This is a genomic window from Corynebacterium accolens, from assembly GCF_023520795.1.
Lineage (GTDB): Bacteria > Actinomycetota > Actinomycetes > Mycobacteriales > Mycobacteriaceae > Corynebacterium > Corynebacterium accolens.
This window is the reverse complement of sequence record NZ_CP046605.1, coordinates 1,473,215-1,499,062: the sequence shown is the minus strand read 5'-3', so window position 1 is coordinate 1,499,062 and position 25,848 is coordinate 1,473,215. Positions and strand designations below refer to the sequence as shown.

General features: G+C 58.9%; 20 protein-coding genes. 7 read left to right on the top strand and 13 right to left on the bottom strand.

Annotation, left to right across the window (positions count from 1 at the left end; genetic code table 11):
* Nucleotides 1–12 precede the first annotated feature (12 nt).
* Complete coding sequence (locus tag CACC_RS07175) at nucleotides 13–975, bottom strand: 1-phosphofructokinase family hexose kinase (protein WP_005278894.1); 963 nt, start codon at nucleotides 973–975, stop codon at nucleotides 13–15.
* A gap of 209 nt (nucleotides 976–1,184) precedes the next feature.
* Between CACC_RS07175 and ptsP the strand changes: the two genes are divergently transcribed.
* Complete coding sequence (gene ptsP / locus CACC_RS07170) at nucleotides 1,185–2,873, top strand: phosphoenolpyruvate--protein phosphotransferase (RefSeq protein ID WP_005278898.1); 1,689 nt, start codon at nucleotides 1,185–1,187, stop codon at nucleotides 2,871–2,873.
* Between the two features lie 69 nt (nucleotides 2,874–2,942).
* Here the strand turns inward: ptsP and CACC_RS07165 are convergent, their stop codons facing one another.
* A complete protein-coding gene (locus CACC_RS07165; RefSeq protein WP_005278900.1) occupies nucleotides 2,943–3,725 on the bottom strand; it encodes a DeoR/GlpR family DNA-binding transcription regulator in 783 nt (260 codons plus the stop codon).
* Between the two features lie 483 nt (nucleotides 3,726–4,208).
* Nucleotides 4,209–4,919 carry a transcriptional repressor LexA gene (lexA, locus tag CACC_RS07160; protein WP_005278903.1) on the bottom strand — a complete coding sequence of 237 codons (711 nt, stop codon included), beginning with the start codon at nucleotides 4,917–4,919 and terminating at the stop codon, nucleotides 4,209–4,211.
* Between the two features lie 253 nt (nucleotides 4,920–5,172).
* On the opposite strand from lexA, the gene CACC_RS07155 reads away from it, so the two are divergent.
* Together CACC_RS07155 and nrdR are read left to right on the top strand one after the other, a co-directional pair.
* Nucleotides 5,173–5,577 carry a hypothetical protein gene (locus tag CACC_RS07155; RefSeq protein WP_023017362.1) on the top strand — a complete coding sequence of 135 codons (405 nt, stop codon included), beginning with the start codon at nucleotides 5,173–5,175 and terminating at the stop codon, nucleotides 5,575–5,577.
* Between the two features lie 207 nt (nucleotides 5,578–5,784).
* Nucleotides 5,785–6,243: a transcriptional regulator NrdR gene (gene nrdR, locus CACC_RS07150; RefSeq protein ID WP_023017363.1), complete on the top strand. Its 459-nt coding sequence runs from the start codon at nucleotides 5,785–5,787 to the stop codon at nucleotides 6,241–6,243.
* Nucleotides 6,244–6,435: 192 nt separating this feature from the next.
* Here nrdR and hrpA read toward each other — a convergent pair whose 3' ends face one another.
* Complete coding sequence (gene hrpA, locus CACC_RS07145; protein ID WP_005278908.1) at nucleotides 6,436–10,338, bottom strand: ATP-dependent RNA helicase HrpA; 3,903 nt, start codon at nucleotides 10,336–10,338, stop codon at nucleotides 6,436–6,438.
* 51 nt (nucleotides 10,339–10,389) lie between these two features.
* On the opposite strand from hrpA, the gene CACC_RS07140 reads away from it, so the two are divergent.
* On the top strand, nucleotides 10,390–11,376 hold the full coding sequence (locus CACC_RS07140) for a hypothetical protein (RefSeq protein ID WP_232215127.1): 987 nt from the start codon (nucleotides 10,390–10,392) through the stop codon (nucleotides 11,374–11,376).
* A gap of 109 nt (nucleotides 11,377–11,485) precedes the next feature.
* Here CACC_RS07140 and CACC_RS07135 read toward each other — a convergent pair whose 3' ends face one another.
* A complete protein-coding gene (locus CACC_RS07135) occupies nucleotides 11,486–12,433 on the bottom strand; it encodes a LysR substrate-binding domain-containing protein (RefSeq protein ID WP_005278912.1) in 948 nt (315 codons plus the stop codon).
* A 162-nt stretch (nucleotides 12,434–12,595) separates the two neighbouring features.
* Here CACC_RS07135 and CACC_RS07130 point away from each other — a divergent pair, with 162 nt between their 5' ends.
* Nucleotides 12,596–13,189, top strand: a complete 594-nt coding sequence (locus CACC_RS07130; RefSeq protein ID WP_023017366.1) for a peroxiredoxin — start codon at nucleotides 12,596–12,598, stop codon at nucleotides 13,187–13,189.
* A gap of 102 nt (nucleotides 13,190–13,291) precedes the next feature.
* On the top strand, nucleotides 13,292–13,816 hold the full coding sequence (gene ahpD, locus CACC_RS07125; protein ID WP_005278916.1) for an alkylhydroperoxidase, AhpD family: 525 nt from the start codon (nucleotides 13,292–13,294) through the stop codon (nucleotides 13,814–13,816).
* A 124-nt stretch (nucleotides 13,817–13,940) separates the two neighbouring features.
* Here ahpD and CACC_RS07120 read toward each other — a convergent pair whose 3' ends face one another.
* Complete coding sequence (locus CACC_RS07120) at nucleotides 13,941–16,484, bottom strand: DEAD/DEAH box helicase (RefSeq protein ID WP_035108451.1); 2,544 nt, start codon at nucleotides 16,482–16,484, stop codon at nucleotides 13,941–13,943.
* A 34-nt stretch (nucleotides 16,485–16,518) separates the two neighbouring features.
* Nucleotides 16,519–17,535 (bottom strand): PAC2 family protein, encoded by a 1,017-nt coding sequence (locus tag CACC_RS07115; RefSeq protein ID WP_005278919.1) that lies wholly within the window; start codon nucleotides 17,533–17,535, stop codon nucleotides 16,519–16,521.
* A gap of 260 nt (nucleotides 17,536–17,795) precedes the next feature.
* On the opposite strand from CACC_RS07115, the gene CACC_RS07110 reads away from it, so the two are divergent.
* Nucleotides 17,796–18,881: a DUF4192 domain-containing protein gene (locus CACC_RS07110; RefSeq protein ID WP_232215126.1), complete on the top strand. Its 1,086-nt coding sequence runs from the start codon at nucleotides 17,796–17,798 to the stop codon at nucleotides 18,879–18,881.
* Between the two features lie 9 nt (nucleotides 18,882–18,890).
* Here the strand turns inward: CACC_RS07110 and galE are convergent, their stop codons facing one another.
* From galE to CACC_RS07080, 6 genes are all read right to left on the bottom strand, one after another.
* On the bottom strand, nucleotides 18,891–19,874 hold the full coding sequence (gene galE, locus CACC_RS07105; RefSeq protein ID WP_005278922.1) for a UDP-glucose 4-epimerase GalE: 984 nt from the start codon (nucleotides 19,872–19,874) through the stop codon (nucleotides 18,891–18,893).
* Nucleotides 19,875–19,877: 3 nt separating this feature from the next.
* Complete coding sequence (locus CACC_RS07100; protein ID WP_023017369.1) at nucleotides 19,878–20,555, bottom strand: metal-dependent transcriptional regulator; 678 nt, start codon at nucleotides 20,553–20,555, stop codon at nucleotides 19,878–19,880.
* 234 nt (nucleotides 20,556–20,789) lie between these two features.
* A complete protein-coding gene (locus CACC_RS07095; protein ID WP_005278926.1) occupies nucleotides 20,790–21,803 on the bottom strand; it encodes a sigma-70 family RNA polymerase sigma factor in 1,014 nt (337 codons plus the stop codon).
* Nucleotides 21,804–21,996: 193 nt separating this feature from the next.
* The gene (locus CACC_RS07090) at nucleotides 21,997–22,749 is read right to left on the bottom strand and encodes a helix-turn-helix transcriptional regulator (RefSeq protein ID WP_244262146.1); all 753 of its coding nucleotides are present in this window, start codon (nucleotides 22,747–22,749) and stop codon (nucleotides 21,997–21,999) included.
* A gap of 140 nt (nucleotides 22,750–22,889) precedes the next feature.
* Complete coding sequence (locus CACC_RS07085) at nucleotides 22,890–24,263, bottom strand: L-serine ammonia-lyase (RefSeq protein ID WP_005278930.1); 1,374 nt, start codon at nucleotides 24,261–24,263, stop codon at nucleotides 22,890–22,892.
* Between the two features lie 38 nt (nucleotides 24,264–24,301).
* Nucleotides 24,302–25,696: an SLC5/6 family protein gene (locus CACC_RS07080; protein WP_005278931.1), complete on the bottom strand. Its 1,395-nt coding sequence runs from the start codon at nucleotides 25,694–25,696 to the stop codon at nucleotides 24,302–24,304.
* Nucleotides 25,697–25,848 lie beyond the last annotated feature (152 nt).

The window sequence follows — 25,848 nt, the reverse complement described above, 5'->3', positions numbered from 1 at the left end:
AGGCTCCTTTAGCTATAGAGCAGAGATGGAGGTATGGGCGGTATCGAGTTCTTCGGGGCGGGGGAATTGGGTGCCGGGCTTTGCGGCCGCAGCGGTGCCATAAGCCACCGAGAGTGCGAGGGAATCTGCTGGTCCGTGCCCCTGCGTGCGCCCCAGGAGGTATCCGGCCAATGCGGCATCACCTGCGCCAACCGTGGATTTCACCGTGGCGGGAGGCGGGGTGGCAGCCCATGCGCCTTCTGCGTTTACCAGCACGGCACCGGCGCCGCCGAGGGTGACAAGGACTTCCTTGATGCCGCGACCCACGACATCCCTTGCAGCCTCCACGACCGGGCTATAATCCCCGGCCGCAGCGGCGCGCTCGAGGGCGAGGCCGTCCTGGCCGGTCAGCTGCCCCAGTTCGAAACCGTTGGGTTTGATGAGATCCGGGGCGGCGGTAGCGAGCTGCTTGGCGATGGCCTTCATCGGAGCATCAGAGGTGTCCACGGCGATGCGCGCCTGCGGGGCGGCAGTGCGGATCTCCTTGATGAGCTCGGTATACCAGCCAGCATCAACGCCCTTGGGCAGCGATCCGGCAAGGGCTACCCAATCGGCGGATTGGGCGTGGTGAGTAAGGGTGGAAATGAGGTGGTTTTGGGTGGCATCGGAAAGCAGCGGGCCAGGGCCGTTGACCTTGGTGGTCGTGCCATCTGGTTCGGTGATGGTGGTATTGACGCGGACGCCACCGTCCATGTCCACGTGGGCGTAGGGGAGGTGGACCTCCTGGATGAGGTTCATGAACGGATCGGCCGCGCGGGAGGGGAAGAGGGCCAGGGTTTCTTTCCCGGCGAGGTGCACGGCGTGGGCGACGTTGACGCCTTTGCCGCCGGCGACCTGGGTAACACTGGCGGCGCGGTGGACATCGCCTGAGGTCAGTTGCTGATTGAGCGCCAGGGTGGCGTCAATGCTTGGGTTTGGGGTGAGCGTGAGGATCATCGAGAACTTATCCCTTTCGCAGAGTGCGTATATTGGGGGCCACACGCAGTCGGTCCGGTTGAAACTCGCGCTTAAGCCCGCCGTAAATGTTTATTCTTGCCCGATTGTGTTGGAAAGTCAATAGAAACCGTGTGGCATACATTGCATTTCTGTTGGATTTGTGATGATCTGGAAATAAATAAGCCGCTATCTTCGAAGGAAGTATCGCCATGGAAAATACGCTTCAGTCCACTGTTAAAGGAACCGGCGTTGTCGCTGGAGTTGCCTATGCAGAAGCCGTATGGGTGCGCCCCCGCCCGGACCTGCCCACTGAAGGAAGTATTGACCAAGAGGCCAGCAGCGAAGCCGAATACGATCGCTTCCTCGAGGCAGTCGATGTCGTCGCCAGCCGCTTGGAAAACCGCGCCGCAGCCGCCGAGGGCCAAGCCTCGGAAGTGCTGACCGCAACCGCCGGCATGGTCAAGGACCGCGGGTGGCACAAGGCCGTGCGCAAGAATATTCGCTCGGGCAAGAATGCCGAGTTCGCCACGGTGGGAGCCACGGATAAGTTCGTCACCATGTTTGAGGCGGCCGGCGGCGTCATGGCCGAGCGCACCACCGATCTGAAGGACGTGCGCGACCGCGTCATCGCCCAGCTGCGCGGCGAGCAGGAGCCTGGTTTGCCCATGGTGGAGGGCCAAGCGGTGCTTTTTGCCGATGACCTCGCGCCCGCCGATACCGCCACCCTGGATACCGCGCATATTCGCGCGCTCGTTACCGAGCTGGGCGGGCCCACCAGCCACACCGCGATCATCGCCCGCCAGCTCGATATTCCGTGCATCGTCGCCGTGGGAAATAAGCTGCGGGAGATTGAAAGCGGCACGCTGGTCTTCGTCGACGGTGCGCTTGGAACCGTGACGCTGGGTGCGGACGAGGAAGAATCCACCAAGGCGGTCGCGGAATACCGCGAGCGCGCCGCCCGCGTGGCCGAATGGACTGGGCCGGCGCAAACCAAGGATGGCCACCGCGTGCAGCTGTTGGCTAACGTGGCCGATGGCAACGCCGCCCGCATCGCTTCCGACTCGCAGGCAGAGGGCATTGGCCTCTACCGCACGGAGTTGTCGTTCCTGTCCGCGAGCGAGGAGCCTTCCGTTGACGAGCAGGCAAAGATTTACAGAAAGGTCTTCAACGCCTACCCCGATTCCAAGGTCGTGGTGCGCACCTTGGATGCTGGCTCCGATAAGCCGATTTCTTATGCCACGCTGTCCTCTGAGGAGAACCCGGCATTGGGTGTGCGCGGCCTGCGCATTGCCCGCGATAATGAGTCCCTGTTGACGCGCCAGTTGGACGCCATCGCCCAGGCCGCGGAGTCCCGCGGCGACGATGCCGAAACCTGGGTCATGGCACCGATGGTGGCGACGTCGAAGGAAGCCCAGTGGTTTGCGGAGCTGTGCCGGGAGCGCGGCCTGACCGCGGGCGCGATGATTGAGGTGCCCGCAGCAGCGCTGATGGCAGATAAGATCATGCCGCATCTGGACTTCGTATCCATCGGCACCAATGACCTCACCCAGTACACGATGGCCGCTGACCGCCTGTCACCGCAGCTTGCGTACCTCACCGACCCCTGGCAGCCGGCCGTGCTGCGGCTTATCCAGCACACCTGCATTGCGGGGCACGAATACAACGTACCGGTTGGCGTGTGCGGCGAGGCCGCGGCCGATCCGCTATTGGCCTGCGTATTGACCGGCCTAGGCGTCAACTCCTTGTCTGCTGCATCGACCGCAGTCGCCGGCGTTGGTGCCCAATTGGCCGAGCTGACCTTTGACCAGTGCCAACAGCTTGCCGATGCCGCCCTCAACTCCGAAGGCCCATCCGCCGCCCGCGCCGCAGCGATGGAGCAGATAGAAAAGTTCAACTAACGGCAAAAGGGTTCGCCCTCCCTGCCTAGATGTCAACGTAGGGAGGGCGAAGTCGTGCGCATGCTGGAGCTATTCGCTGGCGAGCACGACATCGATCTCTCGCTCGCGCAGGGCATCGACGAAGGATTCCGGCGCGCCGGAATCGGTGATGACGACATCGATATCTGCAATGGAGGCGAAGCTCACCAGGTAGTCGTTGCCCAATTTGCTGGAATCACACATGACCACGACCTTGTGGGCATTCGTGACGAAGGCGGATTTGATGGCTGCTTCTTGGGAATCGGCTGTCGACAAGCCGTGATCGAGGGTCAACGCATTGGTACCGATGAAGGCGACATCGGCGCGCATGAGCGCCATGGTGCGCAGGGCGGTATCGCCGACGACGGCCTGGGTGATAGCGCGTACGGTCCCGCCGAGGAGCTGGACATCGGGAACGCCGCTATTGGCTAGCGACAGTGCGATGGGCAGGCTATTGGAGACGATATTGAACTGCGCCTGCGGGTATTGTTGGCTAATGAGCTCGGCAAAGGTATTAATCGTGGTGCCGGCGTCCAGGAATATGCTGCCGCCGCCAGGGGGAAGGAAGTCGAGCGCGGCGTGCGCGATGGCGGCCTTGGCCCCAGATGCGGAACGCTGGCGGGTATCGAGGGTGAGCTCCGCGGTCTGGAAGGCTTGCGAAGCCACGGCGCCGCCGTGAACGCGGTGGACAACGCCCTCACGATCCAGTACGGCTAGGTCGCGCCGAATGGTTTCAGCAGTCACCTCGAAACGCTCTGATAAATCGGTTACGTTAACGCGACCCTCAACTGCAGTTTGGGACGCGATCTGGCGGCGTCGCTCCTCTGCGTACACGGACCCTCCTTGCTCCTCGCCTTCGGCCGGGCGGTTACTCCATCTGCGAATGCAGGCGCTCGGTGAAAGCTAACTGATGTGGGATTTCTCCCTCCATTGTGTCAAAATTCGGCGGTAATCGGACGAAAACAAAAATTAAGGTGTGCGCTGTTGTCTGGTTTGGGATAAAAGCCGCAGGTCAGTCAGCTTTATTTGCCCTAGTTGAAAGCCAACCCTAGTAGCGCTTAACTTACGGATCCGTTATTTCGGGGGTGCTTTCTCAATAAACCCCGCGCGCTTAAGTTGGCTTTTTGGGGCGCGATTGCGAGGTAGAAAGGCGTGGAATGCGTTAAAACTCGTATGGCCCTGCTCCCTATGCGGGGAACAGGGCAGCGTACGAAGTGCAAAGAGCGGGTTTCAAGAAAGCGGGCGCAGAGTGTCGGCGGCGACAACAACCGCAGGCGAACACCCGCGTGCGGCTTGGTTAAAGTAGCTGGCCGGGGCCTAGAGTTTGCGGAAGACGGATACTACCTTGCCCATAATTTCCGCATCATCGCCGTTGATGGGCGGATAGGCATCGTTGTGCGGAAGGAGCCATACGCCAGAGGAATCGCGGTGGAATTCCTTGACGGTGGCCTCGGAGCCATCGAGAAGCGCGGCGACAAACTCGCCTTCCTCAGCCACCGATTGCGACCGGATGATGACCCAGTCGCCGTTGAGGATGCCGGCATCCTGCATGGAATCGCCCACGACCTGCAGCATATAAAGCTCTCCTCCGCCGACGACCTCGTCTGGCATGGGGAAATACGTGTCGATATTTTCCTCTGCAGTGATTGGTGCACCGGCGGCGATGCGGCCAACGACGGGAATATAAGCTACGGCGGCAGACTCTTCAGGGCCGCGGGCAGAGGTATCGGGGACGTCCTTAGCCTTGCGGCCCGGCTTCTTTTCGGCGTCGTCAGTGTTGAGGTGGCGTACGTCGACCGCGCGGGGTTTATTGGGATCGCGGCGCAAGAAGCCCTTTTCCTCCAGTTGCTTGAGCTGATAGGCCACGGACGAGGTGGATTGCAGGCCGGCGGCGTCACCAATTTCGCGGATGCTGGGCGGGTAACCGCGGAGCATCACTGCATCGCTGATGACGTTAAGGATGCGGCGTTGCCTTTCGGAAAGGGAGGCGTAATCGTTCTTTGCGGTGCTTGCTTTCTTGCGGCCCATGTGCGGCTCCTAGCTAAGGGGTCTGAGGTTCTGCGTTCATAGCTTGAAAAGGGACTGGGTGACACCTGCGTGCCATAACTCATTTGTAGCACGAAAAGTACAAGCGTTCGAGATTTACGCGAAAAACTGGACAGGTTTTCGAAGTGGTGCTATAAATCGAACATAGAAACAATCTCGAACACAGGAGCGACATTGAGCTCTTGTTGTGTCAAGGGGCCGCTTTAGACTTACGGCGGTCGTCGAAAGGAAAGCAATGTCTCAACTACTTCACTCTCGCAATAACATGGTCAAACAGCGCGCGGCACGTCCACAGATCGTCCCTTCAGCCGCTATTTGGGATATTGATGATCAAAGCTGGGGCGTGCAGCATTCTCCTTCCGAAAAGGGGGAAATCAGGACTTTAAATTCCGTATATCGAACGAACCGTGAAGGTTATTCGAATACGTGGACTGATGAACGTTCCTTACCTGATTTCGCGAACAGGCCGATGGAAGAAGACGATGCGCATAGTTCGCGCAAGAATTACCTCCTCGGTGCAGTATTTGGTGCTGCCGTATTTTTCGGCACGGTTGCCGGCGGGCTGATGGGTACGAGCGCTGAAACGCCGACTGATCCTGGCGCTTCGGTACAGCAAGTAGAAGCAGCGATCGGACAGTAGTGCTGCGTGTACAAAAGCAGGCACTTCGGGGGTTTAAGGCTTAGAGCCTTTTAGGCAGCAGCTTGTCTTCCCGGCCGCAGATAAGGCCCGCTTGCTTCACGGAGACAGGCACTCGAGTAGGAGGAGTCTGGCGCAATGGTGTCAGGTTTTTGGCTTGGCCGTGGGAGGTAAACTAAACCGAGAAGCTAAATTAGCGAAAGGACTAGTGTGTACTGCCCGTTTTGCCATAACGAACAATCCCGCGTTATTGACTCGCGCGTGGTTGATGCCGGCGCATCGATACGGCGCCGGCGGGAGTGTGCTTCCTGTAAGGGACGCTTCACCACTGTGGAAAAGGCCGTACTGCTGGTTGTTAAGAGAAATGGCCTCGCTGAGCCATTTAGCCGGGATAAACTCATTCGGGGGGTTAGGCGCGCATGCCAGGGTCGCGACGTTAGCGATGATGCCTTAAAAAAGTTGGCCCAAGAGGTTGAGGAAACGGTGCGGGGGCACGGGTCCTCGCAGGTAAACGCCAACGAAATCGGGCTAGCGATCCTTGAGCCGCTGCGTGACCTAGACGAGGTTGCATATCTGCGCTTTGCCTCGGTGTATAAATCATTCGAGAGCGCGGATGACTTTGAATCGGAGATTCGTTTGATGCGGCGCCGCGATCGCGGGGACCTTTAAACTGCGCAGTGTAGGACGATTTCTCAGCAGTTATACAGCCGTTCCTGCGCAGGATCGAAGCAGTCTTAACTGGCCTTTTGGGTGCATCGTTTCGTTAGGGCCTGCCCAATGTTTACGCCGCCGGCGGCCGAGTAAGCAGATTTTTAGCTTAGGTATGGCCGGCCGGGCGGCGGGAACGTGAGGTTGGGGTGACTAGCGCAATTTATCCACTGCCTTTTGGATCCTCCGCAGGGACACCGCGTGCGCCGTGCCGAGGCGCTGGGCAAAGAGCGAGACCCGCAATTCCTCGATCATCCAGTGGATGTCCTTGACCTCGCGTGTCTTTTCGCGGCCCGCGGGGAGGTTTCGGAGGCGGTTTGCCAGGTAGGCCTTGGCGTTATCGACCTCGGCCTGGCGGTCGGCATCGCGATCCGGATCGAGCGACATGTCCTCCAGACGGATCCGCATTGCCTGGATGTAGCGGGGAAGGTGTCGCAGGTGTGCGGACCCGTGCACGGTGATGGCATTCGGCGGAAGAAGGAACGCGAGTTGCTTTTCCATATCGTCGATGGCGGGACCGTCCCACTGGGAAAGTTCGGCGCGGAGGTTGGAGTACTCAGCCAAGCCAGGCGCGATCGAGACGATTGATTGCCGCACGCGGCCGGGAACCTGCGGTTTCACGGTATCCTTGAGCTCGGAAAATGCCTCTGGCGAGCGCACGGGGCCGCCGGCCTCGAGCATGAGGTCGCGGATTGCCGCTACGCGGGCGTCATTGACCAGGCCGTCGGCGCCGCCATGCGGATAAGAATCCACGGCGACGCGCTGCTGCAGGGGAAGCCCCTTGACCATTTGCGCGGTCGAGACGGAAATCTCGCGCATCAAAAGCGTGAGGGTGGTGGTGACCATGGCGGCATCGGCAGCCGCCTTGGTGGGATGAACCTTAAGCTCAACGCCTTCCTTGGTGGCCACCAGCGCTGGGTAGGCGGTGACTTCGTGGCCGTCGACGGTGGTGGTGACGGTCTCGTCAACGGTGCCGAGGGTATCGTCGGTCCATTCGCTGACCGCGGTGGATTCGGCGGTGCGGCTTACCCGCGAGACGGACGATTTAATGTGGCCGGCCTGGCGCTCGCGCAGGGCGGCAAGGTCCCTATCGGAATCGATGATGGTGCCACGCTTGTCGATGGCCGCGTAGTTCATCCGCAAATGATCCGGCAGCTTGTCCGGTTGGAAGTCGGAGGCGTTGATGCCGTGGCCGCCGAGCTCGCGCAGGACATCGGCAAGCTGCTGGGTAAGGGGGCCTTCGAAGGGGGTGAGGCGTTCCATGGCGCGCTCGGCAAATTCCGGGGCGGGCACGACGGTGCGCCGCAGGGCCTTGGGAAGGGAACGAATAAGCTCGTTGACGAGCTCGAATCGCAGGCCGGGGACGAGCCAATCGAAGCCTTCGGTATCAAGCCCGGCAAGCATGGGCACAGGAACCATAACGGTGACGCCATCGAGCGGGTCGCCGGGTTCGAATTTATAGGCCAGCTCGTAATCGATGGAGCCCTTGCGCCAGTGATCGGGGAAGGAGACTTCGGTGACGTCGTGGGAGTCATCGACAAGCGTGGCTGGATCGAAATTCAGTAGATCGGGTTCTTGGCGGCGCTTTTTCTTCCACCAAGAATCGAAATGACGGCCTGTGGTGACCTTGTCTGGAATGCGCTGGTCATAGAAATCAAAGAGGGTATCCTCATCCACGATGAGGCCGCGGCGGCGGGCCTTTTCCTCGTATTCGGCGGCCTCATCAAGGGCCTGCGCGTTTGCCTTGAGGAATTCGTGGTGCGCATTCCACTCGCCGGCGATAAGCGCATTGCGGATGAACATATCGCGCGCAGCGACGGGGTCCACTCGGTGATAGGGCACGGTGCGATCCGCGACGATGGGCACGCCGTAGAGCGTGGACTTCTGGTGCGCGATGGCGGCCGCGCGCTTGCGGGACCACGTGGGATCGGAATAGTTGTGCTTGAGCAGGTCGGCGCCGAGTTTTTCCACCCACGCCGGATCGATGGCGGCAACGTCGCGGGCCCAGAGCCGGGAGGTTTCGACGAGCTCTGCCGCCATGACGAACTCGGGCGGCTTTTTGGCCAAGGCGGAGCCTGGAAAGACAAGGAAGCGGGTATTGCGCGCGCCGTGGAACTCCTTGGAATTTCCATCGCGGGCGCCGATATTGGACAGCAGGCCGGATAGCAGCGCGATGTGAATATCGTCGGAGCGGCGTTCGGTGCCTTCTTGGTAATCCCACCCCAGCTGCTTGGAGACGTCTTTGAGCTGGCGGACCAGGTCGAACCACTCGCGGATGCGCATGTAGTGGAGGAACTCCTGCTTCATGCGCTTGCGGAACCTATTGCCCGATTGCTCATTGCGGGTCTGTTTGATGTAATCCCACAACTTCAGCATGGACAAAAAGTCAGAGGTCTTGTCTTTAAAGCGCGCGTGCGCCTGATCGGCTTGCGCTTGGTACTCCAGCGGGCGTTCGCGCACGTCTTGGATGGTCATGGCGGCAACGATGACGATGACATCGTGGAGGCAGCCGTTGGTATGGGCCTCGATAAGCATGCGCGCCATGCGCGGATCGAGTGGGATGCGAGCCAAGTTGCGGCCGGTTTCGGTCAGCGCCGGTTTCTCGTGCTTGTCCTGGAGCGCACCGAGCTCGTGGAGGAGGTTGAGGCCATCGCGAATGGCCTTGAACTCGGGTGGCTGGAGGAAGGGGAATTGCTCGATATCGCCGAGCTTGAGCGAGACCATCTGCAAAATGACGCTGGCCAGGTTGGTGCGCAGGATTTCCGGATCAGTAAATTCCGGGCGGCTTTGAAAATCTTGCTCGCTATAGAGACGGATGGCGATGCCATCGGCGACGCGGCCGCACCTACCGGAGCGCTGGTTGGCAGAGGCCTGCGAAATGGGCTCGATGGGCAGGCGTTGCACCTTGGTGCGCGTGGAATAGCGCGAGATTCGCGCGGTGCCTGTATCCACGACGTAGCGGATTCCGGGTACGGTCAGCGAGGTTTCGGCGATATTGGTGGCCAAAACGATGCGCCTTCCGCGGTGATTGCTAAATACGCGGTGCTGTTCCTGGTTGGATAGGCGCCCGAAGAGGGGAGCGACCTCGACGTTTTTCCATTTTTTGGCCTCGATTGTTTCCATGGCATCGCGGATATCGCGCTCGCCTGGGAAAAAGCAGAGGATATCGCCGTCGCCTTCTGCCATGAGCTCCTCGATGGCCTCGGTTAAGCCATCGAGCGGGTCCTGATCCACCAGCTTTCCACCGGCCTCGAATTCGAGGGGGCGGTAGCGAATTTCTACCGGGTAGGTGCGTCCGGATACCTCGATGATGGGCGCGGGAGTGCCATCGGGTTGGGCGAAGTGCTCGGCGAAACTTTCCGGATCAATCGTCGCGGAGGTGATAATCACCTTGAGATCGGGCCGCTTGGGAAGAATCCGCTTGAGATACCCCAAGAGGAAGTCAATATTCAGTGAGCGTTCGTGCGCTTCATCGATGATGATGGTGTCGTATTTATTAAGGAAGCGATCGCGCTGCATTTCTGCTAGCAGAATGCCGTCCGTCATAAGTTTCACCGCGGTGGTATCAGAGACTTTGTCATCAAAGCGGATGGCGTAGCCTACAGATTCCCCGATGTCTTGGTCGAGCTCGGAGGCGATGCGCTCGGCGACGGTCCGTGCGGCAATGCGGCGCGGTTGGGTGTGGCCGATAAGTCCCCGGCGACCCCGGCCGATGTCGAGGCAGATCTTGGGGATCTGCGTGGTCTTACCAGAACCAGTTTCGCCGGCAATAATGACGACCTGGTTTTCTTCAATAGCGGCGGCAATATCGTCCTTGCGGCCACTGACGGGCAAGGAATCGGGGTAGGTGAGTGGGGGAACGGCGGCATCGACAAGCGCGAGGCGATCTGCGGCAGCCTGGATATCCTGGCCGATTTCGCGCAGGGCCTTGGGGGCGCGTGCCTTCGATAGGCGGCGCCGGAAGCTGCGGGCCTCGGCGATGGTGACGTTGTCTAATGCTGCAAAAAGTTCATCGCGGCTAGGGGCCTGCGACGTCGTGGTTTCATGCTGTGTCATGGCTAATTTATGAGCTTACCCCGGTTACGTGGAGTGGAAAAAGTTGCTAGTATGAAAATACTTGTCAAACGATACTTTTCTCGTTGCGCCCAACCCGGATACAGAAGGAAGGCACCGCTGATGAATGACAATAAATCCGGTGGAAACGACGATTTTCCACGCTATGAACCGACTAACCACCCAGAGGACCAGCCAAGCTACGGCAACCTGCCCTCCTATGGCGGTAGCCACGAGAGCTCTGGCAATCAAGGATATGCGGGCTACCAAGCACAGGACAACACCGTAAACAACGGCGGGTTTACCGGAAAACCCTCGGCCATCGATTCTATTTCGTGGGCCTTTCGTACGGTATTTAAGAATTGGAAATTGTGGATCCTCGGTAGCTTGCTCGTTGGCGTGATTGCCATCGCTTTCTCCATCTTGGGCGCGGCCGTTGCTCCCTCAGAGGGTGCGGAGGCCTTCGGTGGAGGAGCCATTGTGCAGATCGTGTCCTATGTGTTCGTGGCCGTCATTAGCCTGATGGCGCTGCGACTGGCGCTATTCCAAATCGATGATCCGCGCACTGGGTGGAACTATGTGGGCAAGAATGTGCGGTGGTGGCAGCCGCTAGCGATCATGATCATCATCGGCATTATTACCTGGTTAGTAATGTTCATCTTCGTTGGTGGTTCATTCTTCCTTAGCCCTGATATGGGGACCGGTGCCACAGAGGAAGAGGCGTTGGAATCCATGGCAGGCCTTTTCGGAGTTGTGGCTTTATTGACTCTCATCGGCCTGTTTATTCAGCCGCTTTATATGTTGATGCAGTGGTTTGCGGCCGATGGCGACGGAGTTGGCCAAGCCATCAAGAACGGTTTTAAGGCCGGTAAAGGAAACTACGGCCAGCTTTTGCTGCTAACGGTGCTTAACATGCTGATTATAATTGGCGGCTTCATCGTATTCCTTGTTGGGTTGATTGTTGCTGTACCGGTTACCTTACTGTCTACGGCTTATTTGTTCCGCCAGTGTGCAGGGCGCGCAGCCGGCCAACCTGCGTAATGGCTTTGTCATTGTTTAAGGCCACCGAGGCGGTGCTTCGGTGGCCTTAAACTTATGTGGCGGGAGTAATTGAGCCGAGGGGCCGTGGGGAATCGAAGACGCTTAAGTTTTAGCCCTCCAGCGAGCGGGCGAGGGCATTTTCATAAGCGGCGGTAATCAGGGTGCCGAATTCGCGGAACTCTTCACTGCGTGCGGCAGAGGAGCGGAAGACGAGGCCGATTTCGCGTTCTGCGGTGACATCGGGGGCAAAGTAGGCGATGCCGAGGTTCTTGCCGTGGCATTCGGTGGCCAATGCGGACTTGGGGATAAGGGTGCAGCCGAGCCCGCCCATCACCAGCTGCATAATGGTGGTCAGTGATGAGGCGCGCGTGACGGAATTGGTTGCCTCTGCCGGGTTGACGTGGGCGTGCCGGCAGAGATCGACGACTTGGTCGCGGAGACAGTGGCCATCGTCAAGCAGTAGCAAATCCAAGTCCCGCAGCTCCGCCACCTGGACGTCCGTACGCCCGGCGATGGGATGATCGGGCGGGCTGACGATGGCGAAGTCCTCGGTGTACAGCGGGCTGTCGACCATGCCCGTGGCCTCTGAAGGCAGGGCAAGGACGGCTAAATCGAGGTTGCCGTTGCGCAGGCGCGCGATGAGGTGCTGGGTTTGCTCCTCCACAAAGCGCGGCTCAAGCTCTGGGTAGGTCTCCGTAATCTTCGCCAGCAAGTCCGGGAGGATATACGGGGCGATGGTCGGGATGACGCCAATGGTCAACGGGCCGGACAGGGTGCCGTGGGCGCCGCGGGCGTGCGCGAGGAAGGTATCGGCGGCCTCAAGCGTGGATTTGGCATAGGGCAGAAGGGTTTCGCCGGCCGATGTCACGATGACCTTGCGGGTGGAGCGCTCGATGAGCTGCACGCCGAGTCCCTGCTCGAGCGCCACGAGACCCTGGGAGAGGGAAGGCTGAGAGATCTCCAGCTTGGCGGCAGCGGTGCCGAAGTGCTTGTTTTCCGCCACGGTGACAAACGTACGCAGCTGGGCAAGTGTTGGTCGATACTCTTTATTATGCATGCCTATCACTCTAACATTTATCTATAGGATTAGCTATTGACGTGACCGGAATTAATGGTATTGTCTTTGGTGTTGGGCCGGAGAGGGTCCGGCCCGTGGTCCTCGGCACAGGACTGTCGGAAACTTGAAAAAGATTACCCTTTTAAGAAGGAGTTGAAGAACATGCCTATCATGACCGTTGGCGAAAAGTTCCCAGAATTCGACCTCACCGCCCTGACCGGCGGCGACCTGCACAACGTTAACGCTAGCCAGCCAGAGGACTACTTCGAGCAGGTTTCCTTGGACAAGTACGAGGGCAAGTGGAAGGTCGTCTTCTTCTACCCCAAGGACTTCACATTCGTGTGCCCGACCGAGATCGCTGCCTTTGGCAAGCTGGACGAAGAGTTCCAGGACCGCGACACCCAGGTGCTGGGCGGCTCCACCGATAACGAGTTCGCTCACTTCAACTGGCGCGCAACCCACCCGGACCTGAAGGACGTTCCGTTCCCGATGTTTTCCGACGTGCGTCACGACCTGATCCGCGCACTGGGCGTAGAAAACGCTGACGGCGTTGCTGACCGCGCAACCTTCATCATCGACCCAGATGGCGTCATCCAGTTCGTCTCCGTTACCCCGGACGCTGTGGGCCGTAACGTTGACGAAGTTCTGCGCGTCCTCGACGCCCTGCAGTCCGAAGAGGTCTGCGCCTGCAACTGGGAGAAGAACGACCCAACGAAGAACATCGACAAGATGGACGTCGTTCAGTCCCAGCTTTAAGCATTAGTTATGAGTGATTGCTTTCCCTGCCGTTCAGGCGGGGAGGCATGCACCTTACTTGCAAGTTAAGTTACTGAGAAAAGATTTAGAAGGAGAAAGACCGTGTCTATCGAGAACTTGAAGTCAGCACTGCCTGAGTACGCCAAGGATCAGAAGCTCAACCTTGGTGCGTTGACACGCACGACCGAGCTCAATGAAGAGCAGCTGTGGGGCACCCTGTTGGCTTCGGCGGCAGCTACCCGCAATGACACCGTGATTTCTGAAATCGCGGAAGAGGCGCAAGAGCACCTCTCTGAGGAAGCTACCAACGCCGCTTACGGCGCTGCCACCGTGATGGCAATGAACAACGTTGCCTACCGCGCCAAGAGCTGGTTGGGCGATGACTACGCACAGGTCAAGTTCGGCCTGCGGATGAACTTCATCTCCAAGCCTGGCGTGGAAGACGCTAACTTCGAGCTGTGGAATATCGCCGTGTCCGCCATCAACGGCTGCGAGCACTGCTTGGGCGCCCACACCCAGAAGCTCAACGATACTGGCGCGACCAAGGAGCAGGTCTGGGAGGCCATCAAGGTTGCTTCTGTCATTCAGGCAGTCGCACAGGCCGTCCAGATTGAGGCTGCACGCTAAAAGCGCTGCTTAATTAGCCTTTGGAATAAGCCACCCCCGCGCGCTGCTTCCCTCGGTGTCCCCCATAGGACGCCGGGTACAGCGCAGGGGGTGGCTTTTATCGTTTTAGCTAACCCGCGTGTGATTAATACTCGACGCGCAACTCTGACAGGCGGACTTCGCCGGCTTCATCGGAGGCGTCCAGATCAACCGTGGCGACAAATTGATAGGCGCGATCTCCTGCTGGGTCCTTGATAATTTGCCGCACGGGCCAGCTGCGGGAGCTGGATTCTTCCAACCGGAAGTACTCGGGTCCGCGCGCCTCAGGGCCGGTATCAATGTCGTCGTATTCGTCAAAGTAGTCATCCAAGACGGCGCCAAAATCGGGGACCTCGTCCAGATAATCCAATACCTCGGCGAGGCGGTCTTCTTCCTCCAACGCGAAGAGCTGCGCTAGGCGGAACATGTAATTGCGCACCATAATGCCAAAGGCGCGTCGGTTAGCGGTAAGCGCAGCAGGATCTTCGACGCCGAAGGCCAGCTCGCGGTTGAGCGTATCTTGATCGATGGGGGAGTCTTCGCCAGCCATCTGCGCCCATTCATCGACAAGCGAGGAATCCACCTGGTGGATGAGCTCGCCTAACCAGACGATGATGTCTTCAACTTGGGGCATCGTATATTCATCGGGAATGGACTGTTTAAGGGTCCGCCATGCGTCTGTGAGGTAGCGGAGGATAACGCCCTCTGACCGGGCTAGGCCGTAGGTGGCCACTAAGTCCGAGAAGGTCATGGCATTTTCTACCATGTCACGCACGACGGATTTGGGCCGCAGCTCGAACTCTTTCACCCACGCATTGGTCTCAGCAAAGGTATCGTAGGCCTGCTCGAGTAGCTCTTCTAAAGGCTTGGGCCAGGTGATGTCTTCCACAATATTCATGCGGTCGGTATAGTCCACCCCATCCGCCTTAAGCGCGGCAATTTCTTCCCCACGTCGCTTCTTCTGCTGGGCCTGCAGCACCTGCCGGGGATCATCGAGGATCGCCTCAAAGATAGAGATTACGTCAAGGTGATAGCTGTCTGCCTCTGGGTCCAACAGGGAGAGCGCGGCCAAGGCAAAGGGCCCGAGGGGCTGGTTTAGGGCAAAGTCTCGCGGCAATTCCCGCACGAGGTGGTAGGGGCGGCCGTAGATATCGAGCCCCTTCGTGGATTTTTGGACCACACCGGAATCTAGCAATCCGCGGAAGAGGTCGAGGGCGGTGAGGATGTCCTTGTTCTGCTTGCTGCGGGGATCGTGATTATCGCGCAAGAGGTGGTGCATATGCGCATAACCATCGCCGTGGCGGGCTAAGACATTGAGCAGCATCGAATTCGAGACCCGGAATTGCGAGGTCAACTGCTCCGGTTCTGCTTCCGTGAGCCGCGCAAAGGTCTTCTCGGACCAGGAGACTTCGCCCTCGCGTGCGGATTTCTTCTTGAGCTTTTTGAGCCGCTTCGGGTCATCGCCAATGCGCCTGCGGGCCTTGGCATTTTCAATCTCGTGCTCTGGGGCCTCGACGACGACGGTGCCTTCCGTGTCATAGCCCGCGCGCCCAGCGCGCCCCGCAATCTGGTGGAATTCGCGGGATTTCAAGATGCGCTGGCGTTGCCCATCAAACTTGGCCAGGCCGGTCATCAATACGGTGCGGATGGGCACGTTGATGCCCACGCCCAAGGTATCGGTGCCGCAAATAACCTTGAGGAGGCCGCGCTGCGCGAGGCGCTCCACGAGCCGTCGGTACTTGGGCAGCATTCCCGCATGGTGAATGCCAATGCCCTTGCGAAGCAACTTTGAGAGGTCCTTACCAAAGGCAGTGGTAAAGCGGAAGCCGCCGATTTCTTCAGCGATGTCCTCTTTTTCCTCTTTGTTAATGATGCCAGACAGCGAGGTCAGGGCTTGGGCCCGCTCGGCGGCCTCGCGCTGGGAAAAGTGCACGACATAAATGGGTGCCTTATTATCGGCGAGCAGCTCTTCGATGGTTTCGTGCACCGCGCTGAAAACATAGGAAAAATCCAGCGGCACCGGGCGGGTGGAGCCGGCCACTAAATTAGTCTCGCGGCCCGTGCGGCGGGTGAGATCTTCCTGCAGCCAGTCGGTATCACCGAGCGTGGCGGACATTAAGAGGAATTGCGCCTTGGGTAGCTCCAAGAGCGGCACCTGCCAGGCCCAGCCGCGATCTGGATCGGAGTAGTAGTGAAATTCGTCCATAACCACTTGGTCGATATTGGCCTCGGCGCCATCGCGAAGCGCGATATTGGCAACGATCTCAGCGGTGGCGGCGATGATGGGGGCGTTGCCGTTTACGGTGGCATCGCCAGTCATCATGCCCACGTTTTCTGCGCCGAAGATTTCACACAGCGCAAAGAACTTCTCGCTAACCAGCGCCTTAATGGGCGCGGTATAAAAACTCCGCTGCCCGCGGGCGAGGGCGATGAAATGCGCGGCGTTGGCCACCATGGACTTTCCGGACCCCGTTGGGGTCGCGAGGATGACGTTATCTCCGGCCAAGATGCCGAGCGAGGCCTCTTCCTGCGCGCGATATAAATCGATTCCCTTGCTGGTGGTCCACGAGTTAAAAGTATCCCAAATGGCCTCATCAATGAGGGACTCGGGGACTTCCGTTAAATCTGGCAGCTGTTGAGATAAGTTCACCCCCACCACCTTAGCGGCGATGGGGGCGGGTTCGTTAGATATCGTCGCCTAAGTCTCTGTCATCGTCATCGTCAGAGTCTTCGCGGTCATCGATATCCGTGTGGATAATCTCCTCGCTATCGGCTTCATCAAGCGAGGCGAGGAAGGCCTCGAACTCCTCGCTGATTTCCTCAGCGCTGGGCACGGCTTCCTCGCCCGGCATGATGGCCTGCGGGTGCTCCTGGCGGTAGCGGTCCATGAAGGCATCGTATTGCTGCTCCAATTGCTGGACCACGCCCTCAATCTCTTCCGAGCCATTGACCTGCTCATCCAGCTGGCCCTCGACGCGGGAAATATCCGCCTCAATGCTGCCCAGCGGAATATTCAGTTGAGCAGCCTTAGCCACGGAGTCAAGGAGCTCCAGGGTGGCCTGTGGGTACGGAGACGCAGCCAGGTAGTGCGGCACGTGAGCGGTATAGCCCGCTACCGTGCGGCCCTTATCCGCCAAGGCCTTTTCGATATACAGCGCCGCGGCGCCAGGAACCATCATGGTCGAATCCATCTTGACCATGCTATCCGTCAGGCGGGAGGCGGTACCGTGCGCGGTGACCACGGTGGGGCGAGTGTGCGGCACGGGCATCGGCGCGGCGTAGAGCATGATGGTGTCTTCAATATCGAATTTCTCCACCAGCTTGACCACCGCCGTGGTAAATGCTTCCCAGCGCATATCCGGCTCTGGGCCAGACAGAAGAAGGAAGGACTTGCCGGAATTATCCCGGAGCACCTTCAAACCCAAATCCATGGGTTCTACCTCGAGGGCCCGGTCATTATCGATGGTGACGGCGGGGCGGCGGGAGCGATAATCGATGAGCTCATCAGAGTTAAAGGAGGCTAGCTGGCGGTTTTCCAGCGCGGCCTTGAGGTGATCGGCGCTCGACTCAACGGCCTGGCCCGCATCGGCATAGCCGTGCATGGCAACAATCATGGTGGGGCCTTTTCCTTCACCGGAATTGTCCTTGACCACCGGAGCGGGGTACTCCAATTCGTACATGCTGCGATCTTCTTCGTGCATGATGTGTTACCTCCTTGGTCTTTTAATCTAGATCAACGACCGCCAGGACCGCACTATTCCCACACGCACTCAGGTCAGTGTTCGCGGAGTAGTTAAATAACCCATTATGCCCTAACGAGGCAACCGGCGCTAGGGCCGGTGCGGTGGGCCTGTGCATAACTGCTTGCCGATGCCCCCTTCCACCCACCTTATCCACAGATTTCGGCCCTCTGCCCGCGATGGGCTTTCGGTACTTGCCGCAGGCCCCGAAGCTAGGAGCCATGAAGATCACAACGCCACAACAGCCCATCCGTACACCCGGCGATATCCTTGCCAATATTCCAGGAATCCTCGGATTCTTCCCAGCAGAATCAATCGTCCTCATCTCCATCGAACCAACCCCAGCAGGCCGCACCATGGGGCCAGTTGCACGCATAGACCTGTCCGATGTCCCCGACGCCCTCCCAGAGATCATGAGCGCCTTTCATTGCGGTAATCCGGAAGTCGTTCTCGGCTTTATCATCTCCCAACGCGAGGAAGTAGAGCTCTGGGAGATGATCGAGGCGCTCTACCACTTCGAAGATGACAAGGGCACCGGAATCGATGCCTGCTGGCTTGTGGAAGAAATCGCTACGTCCACTGCCTACGACCTCGTATTCGGCTTTAGCACCGGCAATGGCAAGGGCCCTATGCACGCTTGGAGCGAAGGAACCATTCCCGCTATTTCCACCAGCTCTTCCATGCGCGCCTGCGTAGAAAACGGTACCTTGCCGGAGCTTTCCCGCGATGAGCTGGTCCAGCAATTTGCCCCGCACAACCCGTACTTTGGGCAAGAAGAAATCGTGTCCATGCAGCGCTGCGCCGAGGAATTGTCCCGGCAAATGCGTGCCGGCCACGGGTATGGCACGACGGATCCAACCCGGGTGGTCCAGCACCTCATTGCAGATGTGCAGTATGTATTAAGCGAGGTAGAGACGCTGGAAGAGACCCTAGACAACGAAGAATTACTCTGCGTGGGGGCGATGTGGATGTCGACGACGTGGATGCGCGACTTGGTCATCCGAGACCTCGTCGAATCCCCGCACGCGGCCGGTACCTTGCTCCTAGCCACGGCGCGCACCTTTGGCGGCACCATCCGCTATAACGCCTTGGCGCTGTTTGCAGCGACCCAGGTGGCGCAGAAATTCGGGCTTTACGCCGGTCCGGCGCTGACCGTCGCCATCGATGAGGCACCGGGCCACAATTTAAGCCAGCTCATCGCTCAGGCCTATCGCAGCGGAATGGGGGAACGCCTCATTACCAGCCTAAGCCGTGGTTGCGACGCGGCGCGGGAAGCAGCGGGGATTGATGCCGATGGCTTTGTGTAGCCCCGCGCTTTAGCGCCGCGCCGAATGCGCCCGGTCGCCCAGCTGGCGCGTGAAATTCCACGCGTCGGTCACGATGGTTTCCAAGTCAGTGCGCTGGGGATTCCAGTCCAGCTCCCGCTTGATCTTGTCTGAGGATGCAATCAGCGTGGCTGGGTCTCCGGCACGACGCGGGGCGATCTCCGCCGGAATCTCGTGGCCGGTGACCTTCCGGCACATCTCGATGACCTGCTTGACGGAGTATCCCTCGCCGGAACCCAAGTTATAGATCCGGTGGGTGCCGGGGGCATTGCTGTGGAGGGCAAGCACGTGGGCATCGGCAAGATCGCGGATATGGATGTAGTCGCGCACCGGCGTTCCATCCGGGGTATCCCAATCCGTGCCAAACATGAAAATCTTATCTCGGTGCCCCAGAGCAACCTGCAGGACAATGGGGATGAGGTGGGTTTCAATCTCGCGGTTTTCGCCGATGGAGCCGTAGGCACCGGCGACGTTGAAATAGCGCAGGGACGTTGCCGCGAGCCCAAAGGCCTGTGCAAAAGAGGTAATCATGTAGTCGATAGCTAATTTGCTAGCGCCATAGGGGTTCGTGGGCTGGGTCGGCATGTCCTCAGTAATAGGGACCTGCTCCGGCTCGCCATAGGTGGCTGCGGTGGAAGAAAAGACGAGGCTTTTCACATCGTTATTGCGCATGGCGTTGAGCAAGCGCAGCGTGGTCACGACGTTGTGCTGCCAGTATTCGTCCGGCTTTTCCACGGATTCACCGACCAGCGAGCGGGCGGCGAAGTGGAGGACTCCCTCAAAGCCGCCTTCGCCGAGTACCTCTGCGGCCTTGTCGGCCACATCGCCTTCTACCACGCGGGCTGCGGGCGGCACGGCATCCCTATTACCCGTGGAAAAGTTATCGATGATGGTGACATCGTGGCCCTGCTCTACGAGGACTGCGGAACACACGCTGCCGACATAGCCGGCACCGCCAGTAACCAAAAGCTTCATGGCCTAGACCTCCACGCGCACGGCGTGTGCGAGATCATCTGCCAAGGTGATGACCTTACCCGAGGGAGTGGTAAGCGAAATCGTGCCGCCATTATTGACCACGGTGACCTCGGTACCGATGCGGATGCCAGCCTCTGCGAGTTCCCGGAAGGTGGCCTCATCCACCTGCAGGATCTCGTTAATCTGGATAATCTTTGCGGACTTCTCTTCGCCATCGGGGAGATCGATAGCCCGCGTCCCAATCGATGGCTCGGGGACCTGGAAGCCCAGTTCCGCCAGCGCCGGAATGGGGTTGCCAAAAGGCGAGCGGCTAGGGTCATCGAGGACCGATACCATGCGCTTTTCCACCTCTTCGCTCATCACGTGCTCCCAGCGGCAGGCCTCATCGTGGACCTTGCTGATATCGAGCCCGAGGACATCAGTAAGCAAACGCTCCGCGAGTCGGTGCTTGCGCATAACCGCCGTGGCCAATTCGCGTCCCTTTTCGGTTAGATCCAAGCTCCTGTCCGAACGAACGTGGAGGAGGCCATCGCGCTCCATGCGAGCAACGGTTTGGGATACGGTAGGTCCGGACTGCTCTAGGCGTTCCGCAATCCGGGCGCGCAGGGGAGTGATGCCTTCTTCTTCCAATTCATAAATGGTCCGAAGGTACATCTCAGTAGTATCAACGAGGTCCCTCACGTGGGCATACCTTTCTTTGAAAACAGTAATGCGTGCCGTGCGCAAAGCAGACAGCGCTTTTTACATTCTGTATCCAGACTAGCTTAAGTTGCCCTAAGTTTGCTGGAGAGATTTTAAGGAGACGAGTTCGTACTCGCCGCTTGCATAGAGAACGCGACCTCGAAAGCACACTGGAAAAATTCTCGGCGGCACAGTCGAGGTCGCGATTAAATATGGTTCAGGAGGCGAAAAGTTCTACAGCGCGTACTCGCGCAGGCGGTCGGCGCGGTTGCCATCGCGCAACTTTGCCATGACCTCACGCTCGATTTGGCGTACGCGTTCGCGGGAGAGCCCGAACCGGCGACCAATCTGGTCGAGGGTGCGTGGCACGCCGTCATCCAAGCCGTAGCGCAGGCGAATGACGTCCTGCTCGCGCTTTTCTAGCGTATCGATGACACCGCGAATATCGGAGTGGCGCATGGAGGCCACGACGGCGGTCTCAGCATCGGTAGCCTCAGCATCCTCGATGAAGTCACCCAATGGGGCTTCCTCGTCGGTGCCGACGGGCATATCGAGCGAGACGGGATCGCGGGACTGGCGCAGCAGCATCTCGATCTTGTTCTCATCAATGCCGGATTCCTCAGACAGTTCCTCATTGGTCGCCTCGCGGCCCAAGGACTGATACATCTCACGCTTGATGCGGGAAAGCTTATTGACCTGTTCCACCAGGTGGACCGGCAGGCGGATGGTGCGCGATTGGTCGGCCATGCCGCGGGTAATGGCCTGTCGGATCCACCACGTCGCGTAGGTGGAGAACTTAAAGCCCTTGGCGTAATCGAACTTTTCCATGGCGCGGATAAGGCCCAAGTTGCCCTCCTGGATGAGGTCCAATAGTGGCATTCCGCGGCCGGTGTAGCGCTTGGCCAGGGAGACTACGAGTCGAAGGTTTGCCTCCAGCAGGTGGGAGCGGGCCTTCTTGCCTTCGCGGGCCAAGATCTTCAGGTCGCGCTTTTCTGCGCGCGTCAGCTTCTCTGCATTATTGAGCTTGTATTCTGCATACAGGCCTACCTCGATGGTTTGCGCGAGTTCAACCTCGTCCTCGGCGCTGAGCAGGTCGGTCTTACCGATTCCGTTGAGGTAGACGCGTACCAAGTCCGCGGAGGGATTGTCATTGGTTTGATTGCGGCGAGACCCGCGGTCTACTTCCTGTTCCTCATCAGTAGTGGCAGTCGAAGTGCCATTGGCGGTGTTGGCAGATGGATTCGTCATCTTTTCAGCCTCCTGAAATTGTCGCCTGTTTCAAAAAGTACAACGGTGTGAGGACGCATTTAGTTCCCGCCCATCCTGAAATGTTTAAAACAGCGACGTGCCGGCCGCTTTGGTCCACCTTTTTGGGGGCGTCGGCAAGCACAGGCGCCACGTGGATGCAGTAAAACCGCTACATCCACGTGGCGGGGTAGTCTTAGCCGCGGACCTGTACGAGGTAGCGATAGACCGTGGGCTCAGATACGCCGAGCCGGGTGGCCGCCGCGGCGATGCCGCCTTTGAGGAGGAAGAAGCCAGCATCCTCGAGGGAAGCGATGACCTCTAGCCGTTCGTGGCGCTGCATCGACTCGACCGGGGTGGAGTGCGTGGAAATCGCGGAATCCAGCATGGAGTCCAAGAGGTGCTCGACGTTGGAGCGCAGCGATTCGCTATAGGGCGCCTCCGGCTTTTTCTGCGCGGGCGCTTCCGGTGCGGGAGTGGGCTGCGGCGTGGTGATGCCAGGGTAGCCGCCGAAGGCCTTCGCCTTATCGATGGCCGGCTCGGTACCGCCTATCAACGAGTTAGCCGCATCGCGGATCTGGATAAGCTCGGATAATTCCACATTGATGCAAAGCATGCCGCGCATATGGCCGGTGGCATCGCGCAGGAAATAGCTCGAGGAGCGGCAGACTTTTCCCTCGCTATTGACCGCGCGGTACCCGGTCATCATAGGAACGGCCGCGGCGTCGCCCTGTTTCATGAACCAGAGCGCAAAGTCTGTGACCGGGCCGCCTAGTTCGCGGCCGGAGATGTGTCCATTGGCAATGGCGATGATGGATTTATCGGGTACATCGAGATCATGAAGCACGATTTCGGTGTTGGGGCCCATGGCCTGACCGAGGAAATCGACGAGTGGTATGTACTGCTCGAGGAAGTTTTCTTCGGGGGCATGGCTGCTAGAAAGATTCATCAGCTGAAGCATGTCCTTATAATTCCTGTCAGATTATTGATAAGGTACCACAAAGTAACGACAAAGGAGGCGAGTACCCGGCCGTGCCTAAGTACTCGCCTCCTTTAAAGGCGCTCTTTCCGGAGCCTAGGTTGCCGGCATTAACCACATACCGGAATGGGCGGGTGCACCGCTAGGGCTAGGCCGCCCTGTGAGGTCTCCCGGTATTTGGCGTTGATGTCCTTACCGGTGTTGTACATGGTCCAGATGACCTCATCGAGGCTGACACACGGCTTGCTTTCGCGGTCCAGGGCCATGCGTGCGCTGGTAATGGCGTCTACCGCAGCTACGGCGTTGCGCTCGATGCAGGGGACTTGCACCTGGCCTAGGACTGGGTCACACGTCAGGCCCAATTTGTGTTCCATACCGATTTCGGCGGCCACGCACACCTGTTCCGGTGTCGCCCCCATCAGTTGGGCCAGCCCGGCTGCTGCCATGGAGCAGGCGACGCCAATTTCTCCTTGGCAGCCAACTTCCGCACCGGAAATGGAGGCGTTCATCTTGTAGAGCGCGGCGATGTGGTTGCAGGCGAAGATATAGTCCGCGAACATGCTCGGGGTGACTGGCTCGACGAATTCATCGAAATAGGCCAGGACCGCAGGCACGACGCCGCATGCGCCATTAGTCGGCGCGGTGACGACGCGGCCACAGGCGGCATTTTCCTCCGAAATGGCCAGGGCAAACATGTTTACCCAGCTCAAAATGTTGAGGCCATCGTGCGGGTCGGATTGTTCCAGCCTGCGCTTCAGGGCGGCGGCGCGGCGCGGTACGAGCAGGGCACCGGGGAGCGGGCCATCGGTGGTGGAGCCGCGCTTGATGCCGGTGTACATGACATCGCGGACCTTGCGCAGGTGCTCGTCGATGTCCTCATCGCTGTGCAGCGCCCTTTCATTGGCCCGACCGAGCTCAGGCAGCGTCATATTATTGGTTTCGCACAGCGCCAGTAGTTCTTCCGCGCTGGAATAAGCGAATGGGACCTCGACGGAATCCTGGGTGCGCATGGCGAAGTCTTCTTGCTTGACGATGAACCCGCCGCCCACCGAGTAGTAGGTCTTGTGCAGGATGTCTTCCTCGCCGGCAAAGGCGATAAGGCACATGCCGTTTTCGTGCATGGGCAGGTATTCATCGTGGAAGTAGAATCCGCCGTCTTTGGGGAAGCCCACCGTGTGCGTGCCACCGAGCAGGAGCGTTTCGCTCTGGTTGACCTCTTTCATGAAGGCGGAGATGCCGTCGATATCGACGGTTTCTGGTTCTTCGCCGGCCAGGCCCAACAGGATGGCCTTATCGGTGGAGTGGCCCACACCGGTCAAGGAGAGGGAGCCGTAGACGTTGGCCTGGACGCGGGTGACCTTATCCATGAGGCCTTTTTCTTTGAGTTCGTCGACGAAGGCCTTGCCGGCTTTCATTGGCCCAAGCGTGTGTGAGCTTGAGGGGCCGATGCCGATCTTGAACATATCGAAGATACTGATGAACATGGTTTTTCTCCTGGAAAATCCTGAGAAGTGGGTGCTGCTTAGAAAGCCTGCACGATGGAGTAGATGATGGTGGCCAGGGCAACGAGGCCCATGATGAAGACGAAGTAGTTGGAGGCTTTGCCCTTGAAGCGGGCGAGTGCTGGAACCTTGTGGATGGCAATCATCGGGATAAGGAACAGCATGATGGCGATGGTCGGGCCGCAGAGGGTCTCGATCATGCCGAGGATGGAAGGATCCGCCCAGGCAACGAGCCACGCGGTTACCAGCATGAAGACAAGCGTGATGGTGTCGAGCTTGTGGCTGGATTCTGCATCATCTTTATTGGCATTTTTGCTGCCTTTGACCAGGAGGCCTTCAAAGCCTTCTGCAGCGCCGAGGTAGTGGCCCAAGAAGGACTTGGCTACGGCAATCATGGCGATGATGGGGGCAATCCACTGGATGAGGGGGTTGTCAAAGTGGTTGGCCAGGTAAGACAGGATGGTGATGTTTTGTTCCTTAGCCTCGGCCATATCTGCAGGAGAAAGGCTGAGCGCGCAGGAGAAGACGAAGAACATCACGACGACGACCATGAGGATTTCCGCGCGGAGCAAGATCTTGCGGGACTTGTATTCCGCGTACTTGCCGTAGGTTTGGCGGCGGTCGACGGCGAAGGAAGAAATCATGGGCGAATGGTTAAAGGAGAAGACCATGACCGGGACCAAGAGCATCAAGGTAATGCCCATGCTGTGGCCGGAGGCTTCGCGCGCGACGCTGAGGTCGAAGCTGTCAAAGAGTGCGGTATTCCACTTGGGGATGAGGTATAGCGAGAGTAGTACCAGGATGCCGATGAATGGGTAGACCAAGTAGGACATGACGTGGACGACCACGTTTTTACCCATGCGCACGACGAGGATGAGGCCGCCGACGAGAACCAGCGAGGTAAGCCAGCGATCTGGAGGGGTGATACCTAGCTGGTGATCCAGGAAGGAGTTCACCGTGTTGGTGATGGTTACCGAGTACACCAAGAGGATGGGGTAGACGGAGAGGAAGTAGAGGATATTCATCAACACGCCGGCTTTAACGCCGAAGTGTTCTTCCACGACGTCGGTGAGATCGCCGTCTGGCTTTGAGCTGGAGAGGACCAGGCGGGTCATGCCGCGGTGGGCCCAATAGGTCATCGGCAAGGCGACGACCGTCATGATGAGAAGCGGGATGATGCCGCCGATGCCCGCGTTGATGGGAAGGAAGAGTACGCCGGCGCCAATTGCGGTGCCGAATAGGGAGAGCATCCATACGGTGTCTTCCTTGTTCCACGCTGGGGCGCCTTCTTGGCCCGCAAATGGCGTTTCTATGCCGTCAGCGGGTGGCTTTTCTTCTGCGGGTAGTTGTTCCGGAATTTGCGCGTCGTGTTCCGGGTGTTCGACTTGTCCGTGGCGCAAGAGCTTGTGGGACATTTTCTTTCCTCCTCTGCATGGGGTTGACCGAAGCTTGAGGGCTCCTGTCACCCTGGAGTGAGAAAAGATTTTCTCTCACCAGCGTGCGCGGGAAAGGGACTGAAATTATTTTTTCAGCTTGTATCCAGCCCATTCGCTTCGTTGCACGTTAA

Excerpts from the sequence above, each read along its gene's own strand:
- CACC_RS07140 (WP_232215127.1), top strand. The coding sequence starts at position 10,390 with ATGAAAATACTTGTCAAACGATACTTTTCTCGTTGCGCCCAACCCGGA.
- galE (WP_005278922.1), bottom strand. The coding sequence starts at position 19,874 with ATGAAGCTTTTGGTTACTGGCGGTGCCGGCTATGTCGGCAGCGTGTGT.
- CACC_RS07135 (WP_005278912.1), bottom strand. The coding sequence starts at position 12,433 with ATGCATAATAAAGAGTATCGACCAACACTTGCCCAGCTGCGTACGTTT.
- CACC_RS07095 (WP_005278926.1), bottom strand. The coding sequence starts at position 21,803 with ATGACGAATCCATCTGCCAACACCGCCAATGGCACTTCGACTGCCACT.
- lexA (WP_005278903.1), bottom strand. The coding sequence starts at position 4,919 with ATGGGCCGCAAGAAAGCAAGCACCGCAAAGAACGATTACGCCTCCCTT.
- hrpA (WP_005278908.1), bottom strand. The coding sequence starts at position 10,338 with ATGACACAGCATGAAACCACGACGTCGCAGGCCCCTAGCCGCGATGAA.
- CACC_RS07130 (WP_023017366.1), top strand. The coding sequence starts at position 12,596 with ATGCCTATCATGACCGTTGGCGAAAAGTTCCCAGAATTCGACCTCACC.
- CACC_RS07175 (WP_005278894.1), bottom strand. The coding sequence starts at position 975 with ATGATCCTCACGCTCACCCCAAACCCAAGCATTGACGCCACCCTGGCG.
- ptsP (WP_005278898.1), top strand. The coding sequence starts at position 1,185 with ATGGAAAATACGCTTCAGTCCACTGTTAAAGGAACCGGCGTTGTCGCT.
- CACC_RS07115 (WP_005278919.1), bottom strand. The coding sequence starts at position 17,535 with ATGCACGAAGAAGATCGCAGCATGTACGAATTGGAGTACCCCGCTCCG.
- CACC_RS07085 (WP_005278930.1), bottom strand. The coding sequence starts at position 24,263 with ATGTTCATCAGTATCTTCGATATGTTCAAGATCGGCATCGGCCCCTCA.
- CACC_RS07090 (WP_244262146.1), bottom strand. The coding sequence starts at position 22,749 with ATGAATCTTTCTAGCAGCCATGCCCCCGAAGAAAACTTCCTCGAGCAG.
- CACC_RS07155 (WP_023017362.1), top strand. The coding sequence starts at position 5,173 with ATGTCTCAACTACTTCACTCTCGCAATAACATGGTCAAACAGCGCGCG.
- CACC_RS07110 (WP_232215126.1), top strand. The coding sequence starts at position 17,796 with ATGAAGATCACAACGCCACAACAGCCCATCCGTACACCCGGCGATATC.
- CACC_RS07080 (WP_005278931.1), bottom strand. The coding sequence starts at position 25,696 with ATGTCCCACAAGCTCTTGCGCCACGGACAAGTCGAACACCCGGAACAC.